The organism is Frigidibacter oleivorans, assembly GCF_003993775.1.
In the GTDB taxonomy this organism is placed as follows: Bacteria; Pseudomonadota; Alphaproteobacteria; order Rhodobacterales; family Rhodobacteraceae; genus Frigidibacter; species Frigidibacter oleivorans.
This window is the reverse complement of the sequence record NZ_RJRZ01000005.1, coordinates 19,842-38,515: the sequence shown is the minus strand read 5'-3', so window position 1 is coordinate 38,515 and position 18,674 is coordinate 19,842. Positions and strand designations below refer to the sequence as shown.

Annotated in this window: 22 protein-coding genes and 1 pseudogene; 16 read left to right on the top strand and 7 right to left on the bottom strand. The window is 64.3% G+C overall.

Annotated elements, in window-relative coordinates; translation table 11 throughout:
- The first annotated feature begins 15 nt into the window (after positions 1–15).
- From trbK-alt to EEY80_RS08575, 6 genes are read left to right on the top strand one after another with little or no spacing between them, the layout of a single operon-like run.
- Entirely contained in the window at positions 16–303 is a 288-nt protein-coding gene (gene trbK-alt, locus EEY80_RS08600; RefSeq protein WP_126976186.1) for a putative entry exclusion protein TrbK-alt, read from the top strand.
- Positions 304–306: 3 nt separating this feature from the next.
- Positions 307–1,656 carry a P-type conjugative transfer protein TrbL gene (trbL, locus tag EEY80_RS08595; protein ID WP_126976185.1) on the top strand — a complete coding sequence of 450 codons (1,350 nt, stop codon included), beginning with the start codon at positions 307–309 and terminating at the stop codon, positions 1,654–1,656.
- Positions 1,653–2,342: a conjugal transfer protein TrbF gene (trbF, locus tag EEY80_RS08590; protein WP_076623826.1), complete on the top strand. Its 690-nt coding sequence runs from the start codon at positions 1,653–1,655 to the stop codon at positions 2,340–2,342. Before trbL ends, trbF begins: the two co-directional genes overlap by 4 nt.
- Positions 2,339–3,367, top strand: coding sequence for a P-type conjugative transfer protein TrbG (gene trbG / locus EEY80_RS08585; RefSeq protein ID WP_126976184.1), 1,029 nt, complete (start codon positions 2,339–2,341; stop codon positions 3,365–3,367). The genes trbF and trbG overlap by 4 nt, the downstream gene beginning before the upstream one ends.
- A complete protein-coding gene (locus tag EEY80_RS08580; RefSeq protein ID WP_126976183.1) occupies positions 3,364–4,485 on the top strand; it encodes a TrbI/VirB10 family protein in 1,122 nt (373 codons plus the stop codon). Before trbG ends, EEY80_RS08580 begins: the two co-directional genes overlap by 4 nt.
- A gap of 2 nt (positions 4,486–4,487) precedes the next feature.
- Positions 4,488–4,700 (top strand): DUF2274 domain-containing protein, encoded by a 213-nt coding sequence (locus EEY80_RS08575; protein ID WP_126976182.1) that lies wholly within the window; start codon positions 4,488–4,490, stop codon positions 4,698–4,700.
- A gap of 18 nt (positions 4,701–4,718) precedes the next feature.
- Here EEY80_RS08575 and EEY80_RS08570 read toward each other — a convergent pair whose 3' ends face one another.
- Both EEY80_RS08570 and EEY80_RS08565 read right to left on the bottom strand, forming a co-directional pair.
- Positions 4,719–5,657, bottom strand: a complete 939-nt coding sequence (locus tag EEY80_RS08570) for a LysR family transcriptional regulator (protein WP_126976181.1) — start codon at positions 5,655–5,657, stop codon at positions 4,719–4,721.
- Between the two features lie 427 nt (positions 5,658–6,084).
- A complete protein-coding gene (locus tag EEY80_RS08565; protein WP_126976180.1) occupies positions 6,085–7,377 on the bottom strand; it encodes a lactonase family protein in 1,293 nt (430 codons plus the stop codon).
- Between the two features lie 118 nt (positions 7,378–7,495).
- On the opposite strand from EEY80_RS08565, the gene EEY80_RS08560 reads away from it, so the two are divergent.
- Positions 7,496–8,428: a LysR family transcriptional regulator gene (locus EEY80_RS08560; protein WP_164738200.1), complete on the top strand. Its 933-nt coding sequence runs from the start codon at positions 7,496–7,498 to the stop codon at positions 8,426–8,428.
- A 15-nt stretch (positions 8,429–8,443) separates the two neighbouring features.
- On the opposite strand, the gene EEY80_RS08555 is transcribed toward EEY80_RS08560, so the two are convergent.
- Genes EEY80_RS08555 through EEY80_RS08545 form a run of 3 tightly spaced genes read right to left on the bottom strand, consistent with a single transcriptional unit; the run spans position 8,444 to position 11,746 of the window.
- The gene (locus EEY80_RS08555) at positions 8,444–10,648 is read right to left on the bottom strand and encodes a xanthine dehydrogenase family protein molybdopterin-binding subunit (protein ID WP_164738199.1); all 2,205 of its coding nucleotides are present in this window, start codon (positions 10,646–10,648) and stop codon (positions 8,444–8,446) included.
- A gap of 5 nt (positions 10,649–10,653) precedes the next feature.
- Positions 10,654–11,115 carry a (2Fe-2S)-binding protein gene (locus EEY80_RS08550; RefSeq protein WP_126976177.1) on the bottom strand — a complete coding sequence of 154 codons (462 nt, stop codon included), beginning with the start codon at positions 11,113–11,115 and terminating at the stop codon, positions 10,654–10,656.
- A complete protein-coding gene (locus tag EEY80_RS08545) occupies positions 11,105–11,746 on the bottom strand; it encodes a class I SAM-dependent methyltransferase (RefSeq protein WP_205749066.1) in 642 nt (213 codons plus the stop codon). Before EEY80_RS08545 ends, EEY80_RS08550 begins: the two co-directional genes overlap by 11 nt.
- Before the next feature lie 106 nt (positions 11,747–11,852).
- Here EEY80_RS08545 and EEY80_RS08540 point away from each other — a divergent pair, with 106 nt between their 5' ends.
- The 6 genes and pseudogenes from EEY80_RS08540 (at position 11,853) to EEY80_RS08520 (ending at position 15,634) form a co-directional block, all read left to right on the top strand.
- Complete coding sequence (locus EEY80_RS08540) at positions 11,853–12,500, top strand: TetR/AcrR family transcriptional regulator (RefSeq protein WP_126976176.1); 648 nt, start codon at positions 11,853–11,855, stop codon at positions 12,498–12,500.
- Positions 12,501–12,710: 210 nt separating this feature from the next.
- On the top strand, positions 12,711–13,046 hold the full coding sequence (locus tag EEY80_RS08535) for an SRPBCC domain-containing protein (RefSeq protein WP_205749065.1): 336 nt from the start codon (positions 12,711–12,713) through the stop codon (positions 13,044–13,046).
- Positions 13,018–13,107, top strand: a pseudogene (locus EEY80_RS20715) (hypothetical protein); the annotation flags it as partial. The gene EEY80_RS08535 and the pseudogene EEY80_RS20715, both read left to right, overlap by 29 nt.
- 183 nt (positions 13,108–13,290) lie before the next feature.
- Positions 13,291–13,692, top strand: coding sequence for a cupin domain-containing protein (locus EEY80_RS20410; RefSeq protein ID WP_126976346.1), 402 nt, complete (start codon positions 13,291–13,293; stop codon positions 13,690–13,692).
- A 188-nt stretch (positions 13,693–13,880) separates the two neighbouring features.
- Positions 13,881–14,927: an aldo/keto reductase gene (locus EEY80_RS08525; protein WP_205749063.1), complete on the top strand. Its 1,047-nt coding sequence runs from the start codon at positions 13,881–13,883 to the stop codon at positions 14,925–14,927.
- Positions 14,903–15,634, top strand: coding sequence for a formylglycine-generating enzyme family protein (locus EEY80_RS08520; protein WP_126976175.1), 732 nt, complete (start codon positions 14,903–14,905; stop codon positions 15,632–15,634). The genes EEY80_RS08525 and EEY80_RS08520 overlap by 25 nt, the downstream gene beginning before the upstream one ends.
- Here EEY80_RS08520 and EEY80_RS08515 read toward each other — a convergent pair.
- A complete protein-coding gene (locus EEY80_RS08515; protein WP_126976174.1) occupies positions 15,616–15,996 on the bottom strand; it encodes a hypothetical protein in 381 nt (126 codons plus the stop codon). The genes EEY80_RS08520 and EEY80_RS08515 overlap by 19 nt on opposite strands.
- Before the next feature lie 143 nt (positions 15,997–16,139).
- On the opposite strand from EEY80_RS08515, the gene EEY80_RS08510 reads away from it, so the two are divergent.
- The gene (locus EEY80_RS08510) at positions 16,140–16,565 is read left to right on the top strand and encodes a MarR family winged helix-turn-helix transcriptional regulator (protein WP_126976173.1); all 426 of its coding nucleotides are present in this window, start codon (positions 16,140–16,142) and stop codon (positions 16,563–16,565) included.
- Here the strand turns inward: EEY80_RS08510 and EEY80_RS08505 are convergent.
- Complete coding sequence (locus EEY80_RS08505) at positions 16,562–17,140, bottom strand: TetR/AcrR family transcriptional regulator (protein WP_126976172.1); 579 nt, start codon at positions 17,138–17,140, stop codon at positions 16,562–16,564. The genes EEY80_RS08510 and EEY80_RS08505 overlap by 4 nt on opposite strands.
- 305 nt (positions 17,141–17,445) lie before the next feature.
- Here EEY80_RS08505 and EEY80_RS08500 point away from each other — a divergent pair, with 305 nt between their 5' ends.
- Both EEY80_RS08500 and EEY80_RS08495 read left to right on the top strand, forming a co-directional pair.
- A complete protein-coding gene (locus tag EEY80_RS08500) occupies positions 17,446–18,171 on the top strand; it encodes a helix-turn-helix transcriptional regulator (RefSeq protein ID WP_126976171.1) in 726 nt (241 codons plus the stop codon).
- Between the two features lie 96 nt (positions 18,172–18,267).
- Positions 18,268–18,660: a hypothetical protein gene (locus tag EEY80_RS08495; protein WP_126976170.1), complete on the top strand. Its 393-nt coding sequence runs from the start codon at positions 18,268–18,270 to the stop codon at positions 18,658–18,660.
- Positions 18,661–18,674 lie beyond the last annotated feature (14 nt).

Genomic DNA, 18,674 nt, shown 5'->3' with positions numbered 1-18,674 from the left:
CCGGGAGGGGAGCCGATGGAGGGGAAGGTGCTGGCCCGGATCGCGGCCATCGTGTTCGTGGCGATCGCGATCACAGCCACGGTGATCGAGATGACACGCGAGGAAGCTCCCGTGCCGACCAGCACCGCGCCCGCGCTCCAGCCGTCTGCCGATCCTCTCCGAGCGACGCTGCGCAGGTGCCAGCAGCTTGGCGAGGCCGCTTCCAGCGATGCCGATTGCCTCGCCGCCTGGGCCGAGAGCCGTGACCGGTTCCTCGGCCGGACGCCTGCACCCGAAGCGCCGCAGCGTCCGGGAGATCAGTGAGCCATGGGTGGAACCGGCGTCATCGACAACTTTCTGGGCATCTTCACCAGCTATATCGACAGCGGGTTTGGGCTGCTCGGGGGTGAGGTGGCCTTCATCGCCACCACGCTGATCGTGATCGACGTGACGCTGGCGGCCTTGTTCTGGGCCTGGGGCGCCGATGACGACATCATCGCGCGATTGGTGAAGAAGACGCTCTTTGTCGGGGTCTTCGCCTATATCATCTCCAACTGGAACAACCTCGCCCGGATCGTCTTCGAGAGCTTCGCGGGCCTCGGTCTGATGGCCTCAGGCACCGGGTTTTCCGCCGCCGATCTTCTGCGCCCCGGCCGCGTCGCCCAAACCGGGCTAGAGGCTGGACGGCCGCTGCTCGAAAGCATCTCCGATCTGATGGGCTGGGTCGCGGTCTTCGAGAACCTCGTCCAGATCCTCTGCCTGTTCTTCGCCTGGGCGCTGGTGATCCTCGCGTTCTTCATCCTCGCGGTGCAGCTGTTCGTCACCCTGATTGAGTTCAAGCTCACGACCCTCGCGGGCTTCGTGCTGATCCCCTTCGGCCTCTTCGGCAAGACCGCCTTCATGGCCGAGCGCGTGCTGGGCAACGTCATTTCCTCCGGCATCAAGGTTCTGGTCCTCGCCGTGATCATCGGCATCGGATCGACGCTCTTCGGTCAGTTCACCGCTGGCTTCGGAGGCGTGACGCCGACCATCGATGACGCCATGGCGATTGTGCTGGCCGCCCTGTCTCTGCTGGGCCTCGGTATCTTCGGCCCGGGTATCGCCTCAGGTCTGGTGTCCGGCGGGCCGCAACTCGGCGCGGGGGCCGCCATAGGCACCGGCCTTGCCGTTGGTGGCGCTGCGATCGGGGCCGGAGGGGCGACCATGCTCGCAGCGCGCGGGGCCGGGTCCGCGCTCTCCGGTGGTGCCGCCCTCGCACGTGGCGGCGTCACCGCGGCGGGCGCTGCCTCGAGCGCTTACACGCTTGGCTCGATGGGCGGAGGTGGTCTCTCCGGGGGGATGGCTGGTGTGGCGCGCGCCGGGGCCGCTGCCGCGGCATCACCGCTCAAGAAAGCGTCCTCTCGCGCGGCTGGCGGCATCCAGTCCAGCTACGCCGAGGGCGTCAAGGGCGGTGTTGCGGCGACGGGCGGAACCACCTCGATGGGCACGGTCGGCGGTGCGGCGCCCGAGCCTTCTTCCAGCCGGTCCGCCTCCGATGGCCCGCCAGCCTGGGCGAAGCGCATGCGCCATAGCCAGGCCGTGAGCCATGGTGTGCGCGCTGCGGCCCATGCCGTCCGGTCGGGCGACAGCCACGGCTCGGGCTCCTCCGTCAATCTCTCCGAAAGGGATCGCTCATGAACCTCTTCAGGCGCTCCGCCACCCATTATGGCAAGACACCTCAGCCAGAGACGCCCTATCAGAGGGCCGCGCAGGTCTGGGACGAGCGTATCGGCTCCGCCCGCGTTCAGGCCCGCAACTGGCGCTACATGGCCTTCGGCAGCCTGATCCTCGCGGCGGGATTTGCCGGCGCCCTGGTCTGGCAATCCGCGCGTGGCACCGTCGTGCCCTGGGTCGTTCAGGTCGACGCGCTCGGCGAGGCTCAGGCTGTCGCTCCGGCCTCCGCCGACTACGAGCCCACCGATCCCCAGATCGCCTTCCACCTCGGCCGCTTCATCGAACAGGTCCGATCGATTCCGGCCGATCCGATCATCGTGCGGCAGAACTGGCTGCGCGCCTATGAGTTCACCACGGACCGAGGCGCGGCCGCGCTTAACGACTTCGCTCGCGCCAACGACCCGTTCACACGCGTCGGCCGTCAGCAGATCGCCGTCGAGGTGTCCTCTGTCATCCGGGCCTCACCGGGATCGTTCCGCGTCGCCTGGACCGAGCGGCACTACGAGAACGGTCAGCTTTCCACGACCGAGCGCTGGACCGCGATCCTGACCGTCGTGATCCAGACTCCGCGCAGCGCCGAGCGCCTGCGCGCCAATCCCCTCGGAATCTACGTCAATGCGATCTCCTGGTCGCGGGAGATGAGCCAATGACTGAACAGCATCTTCGTGCAACCAGGTCTCCGGGTGTCAATAAGCCTACTTTGGTGGCCTTGCTGCTGTCCGCGTCCGTGCTGGCGGGGTGCGCCAGCAGCCCGGTGCCGGAATTCAGCTACGACGAGTCCGTGCCGCCGCTGCCCACTCCGCCCGCCTCGGCTGCCGAGGAACGTCCTCGGCCCCTGCACACGCCGCCGGTCTGGACAGTGGCGCATGGTGGAGCCGCGGCGGGCACACCGACTGGTCGCATCGAAAACGCCAATGCTGCCGCCCGGGTCGAGCCGCGCCGCGAAGGCTATTACAATGCCATCCAGATCTATCCCTGGTCGGAAGGCGCCCTCTATCAGGTCTATGCCGCACCGGGTCAGATCACCAACATCGCACTCGAGCCGGGCGAACGTCTGACCGGCGCGGGTCCGATTGCCGCGGGGGATACCACACGCTGGATCATCGGCGACACGGAGAGCGGGTCCGGATCCACCGCCCGCGTCCACATCCTCGTCAAACCGACACGGGACGACATCTCGACCAATCTGGTGATCAGCACTGACAGGAGGGTGTACACGATCGAACTGCGCGCGCGCGAGGCGCTCTACATGCCGTCGGTCGCCTGGGCCTATCCGGCAGCGCCGCGTGGCGGTCGACAGGCTGTGGCGACCGCGCCGGCCATCCCTGCACCATCGGCCCGCAATCATCGTTACGGATTGCAGATTCCGGGGGACAGCCCACCTTGGCGCCCGGTCTCGGTCTTCGACGATGGCCGTCGCGTCTATGTCGTCTTCCCGGCTGGCATCGCCCAGGGCGAAATGCCACCGCTCTTCGTGCTCGGCACCGACGGAGAGCCGCAGATCGTCAACAGCCGTATCCACCGGAACGTGCTGATCGTGGATCGCCTCTTCGGTGCCGCCGAGCTCCGTTTGGGAGCAGGAGACCGCCAGCAGGTGGTCCGGATCGTGCGCACGGAGGAGCGCGAGGCAGATGCGCGGACGGAGGGGGATGCGCGAAGGGGAGGGGCGTCATGAGTGACACCAATCCTGCAGCTCCGATGCGTCTGCGCCCCGATCCGCCGCGCGTGACCCGGCTGTCGCGCAAGGTTCTGGCCGGTGTCGGAGCTCTCGCCCTGTTCGGCATTGGGGGCGCGCTGATCTATGCGCTCCAGACCCGTGAGGCCGGGCCGGGAGGTGGAGAACTCTATTCCATCGACAACCGACCGGCCGCGGACGGCCTGGAGGGGTTGCCGTCCGACTATACCGGACCGGTTCTGGGACCTGCACTGCCCGGTGACCTCGGGCGACCGATCCTCGATGCGCAGGAGCGGGGAGTGCCCGTGACCCCGCCGCCAATTGTGGGCCCGACCGTCGATCCGGAAGCGGAGCGCCGCAGGGCAGAGGAGGAAACCGCGCGTCTGAGCGGTGTCTTCTTCCAGTCGGCAACTGGCAGGGCAACGACGGCCGGGGCCGGCGTAAACCTTCCGGGCCTGGGTGGCACCGAACAACCCGAGGGGAGCCGGCATACGGCTTTCCTCAACGGTCCGGTGGACCGGCAAACCGTCGCATCGGATCGCATTCAGCCGCCAGCCTCGCCGTACATCCTTCAGGCCGGAGCGGTGATCCCGGCCGCGCTGATCACCGGCATTCGCTCCGATCTCCCGGGGCAGATCACCGCACAGGTCACCGAGAACGTCTATGACAGCCCGACCGGATCGCTGCTGTTGATCCCACAAGGAACTCGCATCATCGGCCAATACGATGACGGCGTGACGTTCGGCCAACGCCGCGTGCTGTTGGTCTGGAACCGCCTGATCCTTCCCGGCGGTCGATCCATTGTTCTCGAACGTCTGCCGGGATCGGATGCGAGCGGCTATGCCGGCCTCGAAGATGGCGTCGACTATCATTGGTGGGAGTTGATGGGCGCGGCGGGTCTGTCCACGCTGCTGGCGATCGGCGCGAACCTCGCCACCGATGACGAAGACCGCCTGGTCCAGGCGATCCGCGATGGCGCTGTGGACACGGTCAACCAGGCCGGTCAGCAGATTGTCCAGCGTCAGTTGCAGATCGCGCCAACGCTGACCATCCGTCCGGGGTTCCCGGTCAGGATCATCGTCACCCGAGATCTCGTATTCGAGCCCGCAGGAGGTTGATCATGTCGAAACTCAAGCTTGGGCCGTTGGCCGATGACAAGCCGGTGAAGGTGACAGTGGAATTGCCCGCGTCCGTTCATCGCGATCTTGTCGCCTATGCCGAGGTGCTGGAACGGGAGACAGGCCAGCCTGTCGCCGATCCCGTCCGGCTTATAGTGCCGATGTTAGAGCGGTTCATGGCGACGGATCGCGTGTTTGCGAAGACACGACGATAGTAGTATTGGAAATTGAGGCTAAGCCGTTCGAGAATGCCACTTGATAGAGTATTCGCGCGCGGTACTTAGAAAGCGCCTTAGGGCAGGGTTGTCGTTGTGCATCGACCAGACAGCAGAGAAAGCCATTCGTTCATTTGCTATCGGTCTATACACTACGCCGGGGAACTTCGCGATGGTTATGGCTTCACCTACAATGGTCAGCCCTTGCCCTATTGCAACAAGTGGAAGTAAGTTATCGCGCACAACATTGTGAGTCCTAATCGTTGGGTGCACGCCTATGTTTCCCATTTGCCTGACAATGTATTTATAAAATTCTTCTCCGGGAGGCGCATCACTCACCATTAAGACTTCGTTTGAGAGGTCATGCCAGGTGACCAACTCACGGCCTGATAGGAAGTGGCGGTCTGGAATGGCAACGTAAATGCATTCGGACCAAAATTGCTCTTGATCGCAGTTCTCCCAGTAACGTGTGCCTGCAGTCACAGCAATATCTAAGTTTAATTGACGGATCGATGCGACGAGATCGCCGGGCGCCCCCTCAATAAACTCAAGACGGATACTTTCGTGGCGTTGAGCGAAATCGGAAATTACACTCGCTAGAAATCCGGAAGCCATCGATGAATAGAGTCCGATGCGTAAGATGCCTTCTTCAGACCGGCCACTTGCAGACGATTCGATCGCCCCCTCATAAAGAATTCGAATTATTCTACGTGCTCGCGGCAGAAACTGACGGCCTGCGTAGGTAAGTGAAACTCCGCTCGTTTGCCGATGAAAAAGCGATACGCCAAGGAGGTCTTCCAGCGTCCGCACCCGACGGCTAACGGTTGATTGTTCAGTTTCGAGGATAATACTCGCCCTGCGAAAGCTACCTTGCTCGGCAGTGATAACAAAGAAGCGCAGATGTCGGATTGAAATCTGGACGTTATTATCGCATCGTTTCCGAGAAGTGTGGATCATGAGAAGATCTGTTCCTTATTCTATGTTGCTCAGCTCCAATTAGGCGCTTCGTGATCCGAAGATCTGTTGGCTTTCAAGCGTTAGAGGTGATGCCGGCTTGATTCTTCTGGCTTGAAAGGGCACTGGCTTCGAGAATAAATTTCGGTTACAATCCCAAGTTCTATATACCAGTTTGTTCGCTTCAATCGTGATGAATGCTGGCGAAATCGGCAGTTCGCTTCCGCCGGTTGCGGCTGGGTTCTAAAGGTGATGCATCTTGCTTCAAAGTTGAGGGCATAGCAGGTATCCGAGATGATAACTGTGCAGCTATTAGGCCCTTGTAATTTGCGTCTGCATGGCTAGTTCCTAGGGACAAGGTGCTCTCGAACTTAAAGCGTGAGACGTAGACTGCAGTTCGTCACGGGCTGCATCCCTACGTGAGGCAGGGTCACGGTTGAATTGCCACATGGTGCACGCCATGCGGCATGACGATCCGGCCCACGGCAGTCAGCGCTCCTCTCGGACCTGCTGTCGGATCGACTTCAAATACTTCTAGACCGGCGCCGGTGTCCGGTGTGGCGTCCTCATGGCCATGGAAAACCGTCGCCAGGAAGTGCCGGCCAGTTGCATCGAACGTGCCGCCCTCGGGCAGGACGCCTTCCAGCTGATAGAGACCTAGCGGGTCGAGCGTGCCCTGGTCGGACAGCCGGAACAGGCCGATCGTGCCGAAGCGGCTGAAACGGTCACCCGGAAGGCTGGTGCCATCCATATTCACGGTCGCGATCAGGCCTCCGTCTGGGCTGACTGCAATGCCTTCGGCTGATTCACCCGTCTCCGCACGACCCAGGGCGATGAGACCGCTGTCCTCCACGGCGAGGACTGAAAGCGTCGACGGACGGTCCGGCAGCCTGCCCGTCACCGTCTGGGCGGTGAAGTCCCGCCCCCAGTTCGCGGTCACGTAGTACCGGCCACCTGCCGCGAACCTGCCCACGAAGGGGTCGGTTCCTGTGGGGGCCGGTGTGCCAATCAGTCGAAGCCCCTCCGGCAGTATTTCCAGCAATGCCACGCTGTCCTGCCGGTTGAGGTTGACTGCAATGCGGTTTCCGTCGGGGTGCCAATGGACATTGGTCACCGCCAGCGGTGCCAGTGCTCCGTCAACACCTAGCGTGTTCAGCTCCGCCCTTAGCGCGGTGCCGAACCCATCGGGTCCGAAGGGCAGGATGTCGATGCGGGCGTCATCACCGCTGCCTCCGACGACCGCGATACTGCGTCCATCCGGGCTAACGGCCAGCGCTTCGGGGAAGTCCATCACTTCGGTCTCGAATGCCAGCCGCGGTGCGGCGGGATCCTCGAGGTCGACGGCAAAGACCCTGCGACCGGGCGAGAGATCGGCTGCCGTCTGGTCGCCCGCCTGCCGACCGGCCAGCCGTTCCGCCACAAAGGCCCAGCGGCCGGTTGAGTCAAGGGCCAGGATTTCGGGCGCTGCGGTGACGGAGTTGGAGAGTTCGAGCTCCGCGCGGATCCAGCCGTCGGCGCTGCGGGTCAGAACGCTCAAGACATCGCGGTGTCCCGCGGCCTCGGGCGCAAGCACGCCGTCGGCATAGGTGCTGCCGACAAAATCACCATCCGAGATGGCGACGATCCGGCTGGCATCCAGCCGGTCCAGGAGCGCGGTGTCCTCGGCGAAGGCGGGCAGGGGAAGTCCGGAGCACAGAAGCCCGGCGATGATCAGATGGCGCATGTTATTTCCTTTTCTTGTCTCCGGACCATTGGGAAACGATGCAATCTGCGCGCCGGGGCTTCAAATCTTAAGGTCTTCGGTCATTATTGCAAAAACCAATAGAGCATGGGGGAGATGGATGGATATCGACCTGCGCAGCCTGCGCTGCTTCACGGTCCTGGCCGAAACCAGAAGCTTCAGCCGTTCTGCCGAGCGCGTCAGCCTGGCCCAACCGACCTTCAGCCAGCGGATCGCGCGTCTTGAGGATCTGCTTGGGTTCGCGCTGTTTGAACGCAGGCCGGGCGACACGGTGCTGACACCGGCCGGTGCAGAATTCCTGCCCCATGCCGAGGCACTCCTGCGCCAGGCCGAAGACCTTGGCCAGACCGCGCAACGGATTGCCGCTGGCGATGACGGTGTGCTGCGGGTCGGCTACACGCCCGTCTCCTTCTACTCTTTCGTGCCGCGCCTGATCCGCGCGTTCGAGGCAGCGCATCCGGGGGTAAGATTGCGCCTGAGCGAGCATCTGTCGGACGGAATTGAGGTCGAGATCAGGGCCGGCAGACTGGATTTCGGAGTGCTTCACCCGCCGCTCCAGCGCGGCGCCCGGCCGATGCTTGCACTGCCGGGGGAAACTTTCGTGGCGGTGTTGCCCGAAGGCCATCCGCTGGCGCAGCGAGACGTGATCGATCCCGCGGAACTGGCGGGCGAGTCCCTGATCTTTACCGGCCGCTCCATCGGACCCGCGATCTTCGACCGGCTCGTTCACATGCTACGGACCGCAAATGTGGAGCCGATGATCGACCACGAGGTCTCGAATTCCATCGCGGTGATCGGGCTGGCCTCCGCCGGGCGCGGGATCGGGTTCGTCATCCGTTCGATGGCTTTTGCCGGGAGGCCGGGTGTGTGCTTTCGTCCGCTGGCGGGGGAGAACGTGCCTGAACTGCCGTTTGCGCTCAGCTGGCAGGATCGAATGCATCACCCCGCGGCTGAAAAGTTTCGAAGCTTTGTGGCGGCGTGGTGCGGGAAAAATGCCGCCAGTGGCACAGGAGGTGGCACTGGCGGATCATGACCCCTGCAGGCACGATCACATCAGCGGCAGGCTGGCGCGGCGGTCGCCGGTTGCCTGCGCGAGAGCTTCGAGCAATGCGGATGAGACGGGCGGAAACGCGGATTCTCCGAGGCCCGACGGCGGCGCGTCGGAGAGGATGAAGATCACCTCGGCCCCGCGGGGGGCGGCGTCCATCCCGATCACGCCATAGTCCGACAGGTAGGACTGATCAACGGCCCCGCCCGTCAGGGTGATCCTTTCGGCCAGGGCTGTCGACACCGCCTGGACGATGGCGCCTTCGACCTGCTGGGCCGCGCTGAGAGGATTGACGACCTGTCCGCAATCCACCACCGCGACGGTCCGCAGGATGCGGGGGCGGGGCCCGTCTGCCGTCAGATCGAACCCCACGGCGCAGCGCGTGCCTCCGAACCCTTCGGCATATCCCAGCCCGCGGCCGGTCCCGGGCGCGCCGGCGGCCGGGCCGAGCACATCGGCAAGCGCGCCGAGAACCGCGGTGCCGCGCGCATCCCCAGACAGCAGGCGCAGCCGGATATCCAGCGGATCCGCGCCCCGGGCGGCGCACCAGGCATCGAGTGCCGCCTCGCGCCAGAACCCGTGCTGTGAGGCATTGACGCCTCGGAACGCCCCCACCGTGACCGGATCCCTGCGGGGCACGGACCGGAACCGCTGATGCGGGATCGCATAGGGGATCGGATGGGCGATTTCCCGGGCGACCACGCCTTCGGTATAGGTCTGGTCCCAGAGCACCGGCAGGCCGGTTGCGTCGCTGCCGATCCGGATGCGGCTGGTTGCGGCCGGACGATAGCGCCCCTGCTTCATGTCCTGATCGCGGGGCCAGATCAGCTTCACGGCGCGGGGTGCGGCATGGCGTGCCAGAAGGCATACTTGGCGCAGGGGACCCGACGCCTCGGGCGCGGTGCGCACCCGCAGACCGAAAGACCCGCCGATGGGGCAGGGATGCAGGGTGACATCCTCGAACGCGAGCCCGGTAAGTGTTGCAGCATCGGCCCGGGCCCCCAGCGGGTCCTGATGGCCGATCCAGACGTCGAGCTTGCCGTCCTGCATCCGGGCCGTGGCGTTCATCGGCTCCAGCGTGGCATGGTGCAGATAGGGGACGTCGAGCGTGACGTCGAAGAGGTCAGCGTCAGCCATGGTCCCGGCCATCTCGGCTGGCTCACCCTGAACCTCGACCTCGGTCCAGGGGCCGGTGTCGAGCGCGGCGAGGCGGTCCCCCGTCAGCGCGGCGCTGGAGGGCCCCGCCGGGCCGGCAAAGCGGGGGCGGGCGACATCGGCCCCCTGTTCCGCGTGCCAGTGGCTGTCGGCCAGAACGAAGAGCGTGTTATCCTCGACCAACGCGTCCACAACCCCGGGCACGGCGCGGGCGGCCGCCAGATCGACGGCCTCAAGCCGGTGGCCGCGCACGGGGGGATGGCGCACTGTCGCATGGAGCATGCCGGGCAGGGCGATGTCGATGGCGTAGCGGGTCCGGCCCGTCACCTTGCCCGGGATGTCGAGACCCGCGCGCGGCCGCCCGGTGAGCCAGCGCTCAGGCACCGCCTTCTGCCGGGGGCGCGCGGGCAGGGCCCGCGTTGCCGCATCGGCGGCCAGCGTGCCAAAGTCGAGCGCACGGCCGGTTTGCGCATGTGTCACCTGTCCGGAGTCGACCGAAAGCTCGGCCGCCGGCACGCCGAGGGCCGCAGCGGCACTGTCCACCATCACCGCGCGGATCGCCGCGCCGATCAGCCGGAAGCCGAATTCGCCGGTGGTGCGGACGGCGGTCGATCCGGCGGTAAGCTGCATGTGCATCCGCCGCGCGGCGATGCGGAAGACGGGGTCCAGCCAGCCAGCCTCGGCGCCCGGCAGTTCGCCGTTCTCGCGCGTGTAGGCCAGCGCCAGGAACCAGTTGGCAAAGGCGGGATCGGCCGGTGCCGGGGCGACCGAGACGCGGTCCCAGTCGCCGTCCATCTCCTCGATCAACTGCATCGCCAGCGCGGTCTGGGTGCCCTGTCCCATATCGACATGAGGCACGTAGACGGTGACCGCGCCGTCTTCGTCGATCCGCACCCATCCGGCCAGAAGCCGTCCGCCCCGTGTATCGGTCAGCGCCGCGGCACGGTCCGCCACGGCGGCTTCCGCCCGCCGGTAGCCGAGCCAGCCGAACAGCACACCGCCGCCCGCAAGGGCCGCACCGCCGGCCAGCAGGCGGCGTCTGGTGATCACGCCGCTCATCCTTCGGACTCCGTGGCCACCCGTGCGATGGCACGGCGCACACGCGGATAGGTGCCGCAGCGGCAGAGGTTGGTCATCGCCGCGTCGACCTCGGCCTCGGTCGGGCGGGGCGTTTCCGTCAGGAGCGCGGCGGCGGCCATGATCATGCCCGGCTGGCAGTACCCGCATTGCGGAACCTGCACATCAATCCAGGCCTGCTGGACCGGGTGCAGGGATGCCTCGCCGCCCAGTCCTTCAAGCGTGGTTATGCGTCGCCCGCGGCAATCGCCTGCCAACACCGTGCAGGCCCGCACCGCCCCACCATCCAGATGGACAGTGCAGGCGCCGCAGGCGCCGACGCCGCAGCCGAACTTGACGCTGGTCAGCCCGAAGGCGTCGCGCAGCAGCCAGAGCAGGGGCATGTCCGGGTCGGCGTCCGCCTGGACGGGGGCGTCGTTCAGGGTGAACTCAAGCCGCATCGCGCCGCTCCTCCGCACCGGGGGCCGTGGCCGGGGCGTGTCCGGCGGCCGGCGCCTGCCGTCGGCTCAGGCGATAGACCCGCGCGGGCGGCAGGTTTCGCCAGGTGAAGCCGACTTCCTCGGCCACCAGGCCGAGTCGTTTGAGCATGGCCGCCGGTACAGGGGCTCGCGGGCCGTAGGTGAACTGGTAGAGAGCGCCGTCCCGGCAGAGCGCGCCGAAGACCGATGCCAGGATGCGGAACTTCGTCGCGGTCGACATCGACAGCAGCGGCAGGCCGCTGATGGCCGCTGCGACATCACCCTTCGCAAGGTGCCGCCCGAGCCGCGCTGCGTCGCCATCCAGCACCCGCGCCCGGGGATGGCAGGCGGCGAGGCGCCGGGCAAAGCCCGGGTGCCGTTCAATCAGGGTCAGGTCCGCCTCGGCCACGCCCTGGTGCAGCATAGCCCGCGTGAAGACCCCCGTCCCAGCGCCGAGTTCTAGGATGGGCACGCCCAGCGGAATGTCCCGCACCATGATGTCGCTCAGCGCCGCGCCGGATGGCAAGGCGGACGCGATCCGCCTCGGGCTGCGTAGGAAGGCTGCGAGGAAGGCGGCGGGTCCCAGCGGCGGCGGGGGCGGGTGATGGGACATGGCGGTGCTCCGCGATGATGAGTGCTATATTGACAGTGAACACATGGTTGCACGTCGATATGATCGCTGTCAATATTGACCTGTTTCACGGAGCCGGGAGCCGTTCATGGGCGGAGAAGACGCCAACCGCGAGCTAGGCAAGGGCGCGTACCACCACGGAAATCTCAGGGCAGCATTGCTGGATGCCGCCGGAGACCTGCTGGAAAGTTCCGGCGCCGACGCGATCTCTTTCCGGGCGCTTTCGCGCCACGTCGGGGTGTCCCAGACCGCGCCCTACAACCATTTCGACAGCCGCGAGGGGTTGCTGGCCGCCCTGGCCGAGCAGGGGTACGAGCGGCTGCGCCTGAGGCAGGACGCGATCACCGATCCTGCGGCGGCCGACTGGGAAACGCTGCACGCGCTCGGGCGGGACTATGTGGCCTTTGCGCTCGAAAAGCCCCAGTTGTACCGGCTGATGTTCGGAGCCTTCATCACCTCATGGGCGGACCATCCCGGCGCGGCCCTGGCGAAACGCCGCACGATCGAGCCGCTGATGACCGCGCTGTCGGTCTGCCTGAGCGGGCGCTCCGACAGCGACCGACGCGATGCCGCGATCTCTCTGTGGTGCCTGGTCCATGGCTACGCGATGTTGCGGATCGATGGCTCGCGTTTTCTCGGGGAAGAGGTCACCCCTGATGATCCGGTTCTCGAGCGTATCCTGAGTTCGGCCCTGGCGGGGCTGGCCCTCGACGCCGGCTGGAACGTGCCCGGATGACTTTCGCCGGGGTCGGGCGGTCCCGCGTCCAGACAGCAGGTCTGCGCCGATCCACCTCATCCGGGCCGGGCAACGTGTTGATCGATTGATAGATACCAACCGGTTTGTATTTGCGTTCCAAGCCCGATGCGCCGCGGGGTAAACGGAACAGCACTCTGTGCGGCCCGACGTTTGACTGCGGTGCAGCACTCTCAGTCAGGAGACAACCTGATGACCGACGTTCCCAATGACCGCGAACTTGTGCTCAGCAGGCTCCTTGATGCTCCACGGAACGCAGTTTATCGCTGCTGGACCGAAGCCGAGTTGCTGAAGCAATGGTTCGCGCCGAAGCCGTGGAACGTTTCGGAGGCCGAAGTCGAGCTCCGGGCCGGAGGCAAGCACAACATTACGATGCAATCCCCCGAAGGCGATGCAATGCCTGCGCAGGGCATTTGCCTAGAAGCGGTGCCTGGCGAGAAGCTGGTGGTCACTGATGCCTTTCGCGCTGGTTGGGAGCCGGGGGAGGGGGGCGCCCTTTATGGTTGTGATTGTCACCTTCGCAGATGAAGACGGGAAAACGCGATACACGGCCCGGGCCCGCCACTGGTCGACAGAGACCATGCAGAAGCATCGCGACATGGGGGTTCACGACGGCTGGAACCAATGTGCGGATCAACTCGAAGCGCTGGCACGCACGCTTCGACGGAGGAAAGCTGGTGATGCCACGCCCTTGTACGTGCCTGCAAGCCCATTGCGGACATGCCTGAGGGCTGAAGGTGCGGAGGCAGGCCGAAGGGAAAGGAAAGGTCTCATGTCACGACACGATTTTGATCCCGACGATGTGGTGCCGGATGGACGGCTCGCCACGAGGTCGAAACTGTTTGATGCCACCGCCGCCGGTCCATGGCGCGGAGTGGTGGCAGGAGGCACCCTCGGCGGTCCGGTCACGATCCTTGCCTATGGCACCGACGAGATCGGGGCCGGCCCGCGGTGGCACGTGCATCCCTATGACGAGACTTTTTTGGTAATCGAAGGACGGGCCAAGTTCTTCGTCGGTAACACCGTTGTCGAAGTCGGCGCAGGGGAGGTGGTGCTCGGCCCGATGGGGTTGCCGCACCGGTTCGAGAATCTCGGCCCGGGCCGTTTGCAGACAATCGATATCCACCATGCGACCGAGTGGGTGCAGACAGATATCGACCAGTGGTCTGTCTGAAAGCCCTCCGGAAGGTCTGCCAAAGTTCTGTCGGAACGTCAGTGCTCTGGCCTTCCTTCGTCACCAAAGTCATAGTCGGGCATCGGTCGCATTATGGTGAGGATCGTGTCGATTGGTCAGGATCGGACGCGCGCGGGGGGCTGGAGAAGGCGATGTTCCATCGAAACCCTTCGAACAGGATCGATAGCATGACCTACACATCTTCACCGCGAAGCACCAGCCGTCGAGCATTCATCGCCGGCGCCTCGGCCATGGCTCTTACCGCCTATGCCAGGCCACGCGCAGCTCTGGCGCAGGAAAATGGTCCGCGGCCCATCTTGCGCGCCATTCCCGCGACTGGGGAGCAGGTTCCGGTTATCGGCCTTGGAACATTCGAAACTTTCGACATCACTCCGGGCGAACCGCGGGACCATGTAAGGGACGTCTTGAGGCGGTTCCATGAGGCGGGCGGGCGCGTCATCGACACGTCCCCGCTCTACGGTATGTCCGAAGTCGTGACAGGTGACTACCTCACCGAGCTCGGGCTCACGAACGAGATGTTCATTACCAACAAGACGTGGACCACCGGGGACTACCTTTCGGACAACTCGCACTCCGAACGGCAGTTGCGACAGTCGCAGGAGCGCCTCTGGCGGAACCAGATCGATGTCCTACAAGTACACTCGCTGGAGAACCATGATCAGGTCCGGCACTGGCTGGCGCAGAAGAAGGAGGAAGGCGTCGTGCGCTACATTGGCGCCACGCAGTGGAGTCCGGAGTACTGGGATACAATGGAGCGGCTGGTGAACACGGGTACTCTGGATTTTGTTCAGATCGCTTATACGATCCTGTCCCGTACACCGGAGCAACGGCTGCTGGATGCCTGCGCTGACAATGGCGTCGCGGTTCAGATCAATATCCCCTTCGAAAAGGCGCGGCTGTTTACTCCTGTCGCCGATCAGCCATTGCCGGATTTTGCCGCCGAGCTGGGAATCGAGAGCTGGGCGCAGTATTTCCTGAAGTGGATCGTTTCACATCCGGCCGTGACCAATGTCGTGCCGGCGACCTCGAACCCGGAGCACGTCGCGGACAATATGGGCGCTCTCTACGGTGATTTGCCCGATGTGGAGATGCGCGAACGCATGGCAAGCTATTACGCTGAACTCCCCGGAGTGTCCGAGGCGCTGCGACAGCCGCCCTATCCGGGAAAGACCTACGGAGGCGTGGTGACATGGCCCTTCCCGCAACGCGGCTGACGAGGGCCTGCGCGCTGACCGCTGCATTGGTCGCTGCTTGGGCCGGTGCTGCAGGCGCGCAGGCCACCCCTGACCGCGTCGTGCTCGGGCAGGTCGCGCTCGATCGGACCGAGGTGACGGTAGGCCGCTTCGCCGCCTTCGTTGATGCGACGTCCCTGCTCACAACGGCCGAGCGGAGCGGAGGCGGAAACGAATGGGGCGCCGGCTGGGAAAGGCGGCCAGGCTGGACCTGGCGGGCGCCCTTCGGCACTCCGGCGGCCGACAGGTTGGAGCCGGCCGTGCATGTGACCTGGTTCGAAGCGCGAGATTTCTGCGCCTGGGCCGGGGGACGCCTGCCCACCCGGGATGATTGGGAAGGTGCCGGGTACACAGAACAGGGGCAGGGTGCGGCGGGGGGATTCGAGATCGGGCGCCGCTATCCCTATCCGACAGGCGAAAGCGCCGACGGTGCTAATGGCGCTGGTCATGATCCATGGCCGCGCCATGCGCCCGCCGGTGCGACACGTCTGGGAATCAACGGGCTTTTCGACATGGGCGGCAACGTATGGGAGTGGCTGGCTGATCGCGACGCAGGGCAGGCGCTGACCGCTGGCGGGTCATGGTGGTATGGACCCGCGCAGATGCGCGCCGATGCGATGCAGTGGAAGCCCGCCGATTTCGCGGTGGTCTATATCGGCTTTCGCTGTGCCTATGAAGTCAATGAATAGGGCGGCGACGCTAGCAAGTCACGGGCGCTGGTGCCGATGCGCTTAAGGACGGTGCGCGTGATCGCCTGTCCGGGTTCGTCTATGCCATCGACAAGATCAGAGGTGATCGCGGCAATGGCTGAACTTCCGCGTTCGAGCTCGGCGGCTCCGAGGGCGGTCGGCGTGTCATCTGGACCAAGAAGGCCGGTGGATCTCATACGGCACAGCATGTCATCGACTTTCTGTGGCTCGACACAAAGCGCTTGGCGCACGGCCGTGCGCCAGGGGATGTCCGCAGAACGAACGGCCGCGGACACAGCATTGAGCAGGATCCTTTCGCCATAGGTGTCGATACGTGTCGTCGCAAGCGACGGCAGAAGCAACGCTCTTAGCGCGTTCTCTGTCGGACCGATAACAGTGGCAGTGGCCGGAGGTTGGAATCGGGGCATCATCCGTTATATTGGTGTTGCCAATATTGAGTTGGTGACACCAACACTTTAGAGCCCTGGTCCTGGCGGAGCTCTACATGTCCTCAGAATTCACCGATCTTCCGTCATGGGTGCTTAGTTCTGCCGCCACACGGTCCCATCGTCAGGTGCTGTCTGGCCTGCGGAAGGCCGGGTTCGATGGTTACGAGTATCGCTGTATTGCAATTCTTGCCGGCACTGGGCGAATGTCGCAGGCGCGATTGGGCGAGGCAGTCTTGCTTGACCCACGCGACGTGACCCATACCGTCCGGTCGCTGGAGGAGCGCGGTCTCATTCGGCGCGAGCCGGATCCAAAGCATGGCCGCAAGAAACTCGTCTCGTTGACTGAAGCCGGTCAGCACGGGGCCATTGCGCTCAAGGAGGTCATGGCAGATGTCCAGGACGCCATATTTGGCGCGCTCGATGCACGCCAGCGCATTACGCTTATCCAGCTGCTTCGTCAGTCCGCATGCTACAAGCGCTAGGCACCGCTCGGGCAGGTGATGATCGCGATAGCGCGGCCGATATCCACTTCCTCCATCAGGATCTGGTCCTGCAATAGGGCCTGCCACGAAAAGCCAAGCCAGAGCCGGGCACGCAGGTCGATCTCTTCGGCGCTGGCCTGCGACAGGATCCGTCCCAGCATCTCCCGGATCGTCGAAAGGCGCGGTGGCAGGAAGCGATCGCGCAGCGCGGTCATGGCGGCCGGAGAGGACTGGGCCTCCGCGATCAGGCCACGAAATGCCTGTCCTGCCGTATGTGTGCTCCAGAACTGCCAAAGATTCACCGTATAGCGGAGGAGGTCGTCGTTGGGATCATCGCTCTGAGCCGGTACAACTGAGACGAGCTTCTCGCGTTCATAGACATCCATCAGGAGGTCAGCACGCGTTGGCCACCAGCGGTAGATCGTCGGCTTTCCGGCACCTGCACGCTGGGCAACCGCTTCCATGCTGAACCCGGCGGCTCCCCGTTCGGTCAAAATCTCGCGGGCCGCATCCAGTATTGCTTCGGATACTCTGGGATTGCGGCGCGATCCCGTCGGGGGTCTGGCCTTTGACATGCGTGCCTGCTCCTGTCGGTCAAAGGGTGAGAACGCTTTTCGGCAAACTAACGAGGATTTGCGTTCAGAACAATTGTCGTAACGGTGCGTAACGACTATGCTCGTCCGCACGTGCCGACTTGGAAAGCCGGTGTCGATTCAGAAAGGATATCGCACTGGAAAAAGAGGACATCTCACCTTGGCAACTCAGTCGACCACCTGAGATCCGGAGCAGCATAGCCTGGCAGGGAGCGCGGTATGAAAATGGCTATCGCCCCTTTACCGAACGTGTTGAGGGGCGGATCAAATCCTCGAGTCATCTTGTCATGGCCACGCTCACCGGCGGGGCAGAACGGCATCGCTTCCGCACGGATGATGGCAATATCTTTGACGGGCGAGATACCATCGGGACCATCTCTTTCCTTCCCGCAGGGTGCGGGCGCGACCTTACCCTGTCGAACGTGGCATGGAGTTGGGGTGCCGTTGCCATTGACGCCGACAGCTTCCGGGGGACGGATGATTTATTGGCGCGAATTCCCCCCTTCACGGTCGCTAGGGACCCACTGATCGCTTCGTTGGTCGCGCAGATGGATCAGGTTCTGAAGGCGGACGGGGCGCTCGATCCCACATGGTGCGATGCGGTGGTCATTGTTCTGACCGATCATTTGTTGCGGATGTCCCGTCAGGTCATCCGAGGGCAATCGTGCCAATACCGGCTAACGGATTGGCAAATGAGGCGCGTGACAGAGCGAATGGAGGCCGGACTGACGGAACACATCCGGATCGCGGAACTCGCTGCGGAGCTGAACATGTCGGAAGGTCATTTCTACCGCGCATTCCGGGCTACTTCCGGGCGAACGCCACTCGAGGTTATCACAGACCGGCGCGTTGAACGCGCCGCGCGCCTACTTTCGACCTCTAATGCGTCATTGACGGAGATTGCATTCGATGTGGGCTTCACCAGCCCGAGCTACCTAGCGCGCGCCTTCCGTAAGCGCCGAGGCATGTCCCCGTCGGAATGGCGCGGGCAAACACGGTCAAATCAGGCGTGACGCCCGGCGGAGACGTTGTTGGAGACATCAGTACGATTGGGTCCGGGGTGAGGCGACCAGGTCTTGCAGAGACGCTCGCAGCAAAAGAGAACGGTCATGAGAAAACAGTATCATACCCGGACGGTCGGCGGCGAACGCCATACTTGGGATGTCCATCGTCTTGTGCGTCTATCGCGCGGCGTGCCAGTCGAGTGGATCGCCATTGAGTCCCTGGCGGAAATAGACACGCTTTGGTGGTATCAGGGGGAGGACAGATTTCCCACCCCAAGGTCTATTGCTGTGCACCTGCGGTTGGTGGCCGAAGCAGACCTGAAGTGGCCAATTCTAATCTGCGGCGAGGGACGCCTGATGGATGGAATGCACCGGGTACTGAAGGCGCTGGTCGAAGACCGGTGCAAGATCGCTGCAATTCGGCTCAATCCGACGCCAGAGCCGGATTTCGTGAACGTGGACCTGCAGGCGCTACCCTACCCGGACGAAGAGGTCTGATGGCACACGAGGCG

Excerpts from the sequence above, each read along its gene's own strand:
- trbK-alt (WP_126976186.1), top strand. The coding sequence starts at position 16 with ATGGAGGGGAAGGTGCTGGCCCGGATCGCGGCCATCGTGTTCGTGGCG.
- trbL (WP_126976185.1), top strand. The coding sequence starts at position 307 with ATGGGTGGAACCGGCGTCATCGACAACTTTCTGGGCATCTTCACCAGC.
- trbF (WP_076623826.1), top strand. The coding sequence starts at position 1,653 with ATGAACCTCTTCAGGCGCTCCGCCACCCATTATGGCAAGACACCTCAG.
- trbG (WP_126976184.1), top strand. The coding sequence starts at position 2,339 with ATGACTGAACAGCATCTTCGTGCAACCAGGTCTCCGGGTGTCAATAAG.
- EEY80_RS08580 (WP_126976183.1), top strand. The coding sequence starts at position 3,364 with ATGAGTGACACCAATCCTGCAGCTCCGATGCGTCTGCGCCCCGATCCG.
- EEY80_RS08575 (WP_126976182.1), top strand. The coding sequence starts at position 4,488 with ATGTCGAAACTCAAGCTTGGGCCGTTGGCCGATGACAAGCCGGTGAAG.
- EEY80_RS08570 (WP_126976181.1), bottom strand. The coding sequence starts at position 5,657 with ATGATCCACACTTCTCGGAAACGATGCGATAATAACGTCCAGATTTCA.
- EEY80_RS08565 (WP_126976180.1), bottom strand. The coding sequence starts at position 7,377 with ATGCGCCATCTGATCATCGCCGGGCTTCTGTGCTCCGGACTTCCCCTG.
- EEY80_RS08560 (WP_164738200.1), top strand. The coding sequence starts at position 7,496 with ATGGATATCGACCTGCGCAGCCTGCGCTGCTTCACGGTCCTGGCCGAA.
- EEY80_RS08550 (WP_126976177.1), bottom strand. The coding sequence starts at position 11,115 with ATGCGGCTTGAGTTCACCCTGAACGACGCCCCCGTCCAGGCGGACGCC.
- EEY80_RS08545 (WP_205749066.1), bottom strand. The coding sequence starts at position 11,746 with ATGTCCCATCACCCGCCCCCGCCGCCGCTGGGACCCGCCGCCTTCCTC.
- EEY80_RS08540 (WP_126976176.1), top strand. The coding sequence starts at position 11,853 with ATGGGCGGAGAAGACGCCAACCGCGAGCTAGGCAAGGGCGCGTACCAC.
- EEY80_RS08535 (WP_205749065.1), top strand. The coding sequence starts at position 12,711 with ATGACCGACGTTCCCAATGACCGCGAACTTGTGCTCAGCAGGCTCCTT.
- EEY80_RS20410 (WP_126976346.1), top strand. The coding sequence starts at position 13,291 with ATGTCACGACACGATTTTGATCCCGACGATGTGGTGCCGGATGGACGG.
- EEY80_RS08525 (WP_205749063.1), top strand. The coding sequence starts at position 13,881 with ATGACCTACACATCTTCACCGCGAAGCACCAGCCGTCGAGCATTCATC.
- EEY80_RS08520 (WP_126976175.1), top strand. The coding sequence starts at position 14,903 with ATGGCCCTTCCCGCAACGCGGCTGACGAGGGCCTGCGCGCTGACCGCT.
- EEY80_RS08510 (WP_126976173.1), top strand. The coding sequence starts at position 16,140 with ATGTCCTCAGAATTCACCGATCTTCCGTCATGGGTGCTTAGTTCTGCC.
- EEY80_RS08505 (WP_126976172.1), bottom strand. The coding sequence starts at position 17,140 with ATGTCAAAGGCCAGACCCCCGACGGGATCGCGCCGCAATCCCAGAGTA.
- EEY80_RS08500 (WP_126976171.1), top strand. The coding sequence starts at position 17,446 with ATGGCCACGCTCACCGGCGGGGCAGAACGGCATCGCTTCCGCACGGAT.
- EEY80_RS08495 (WP_126976170.1), top strand. The coding sequence starts at position 18,268 with ATGAGAAAACAGTATCATACCCGGACGGTCGGCGGCGAACGCCATACT.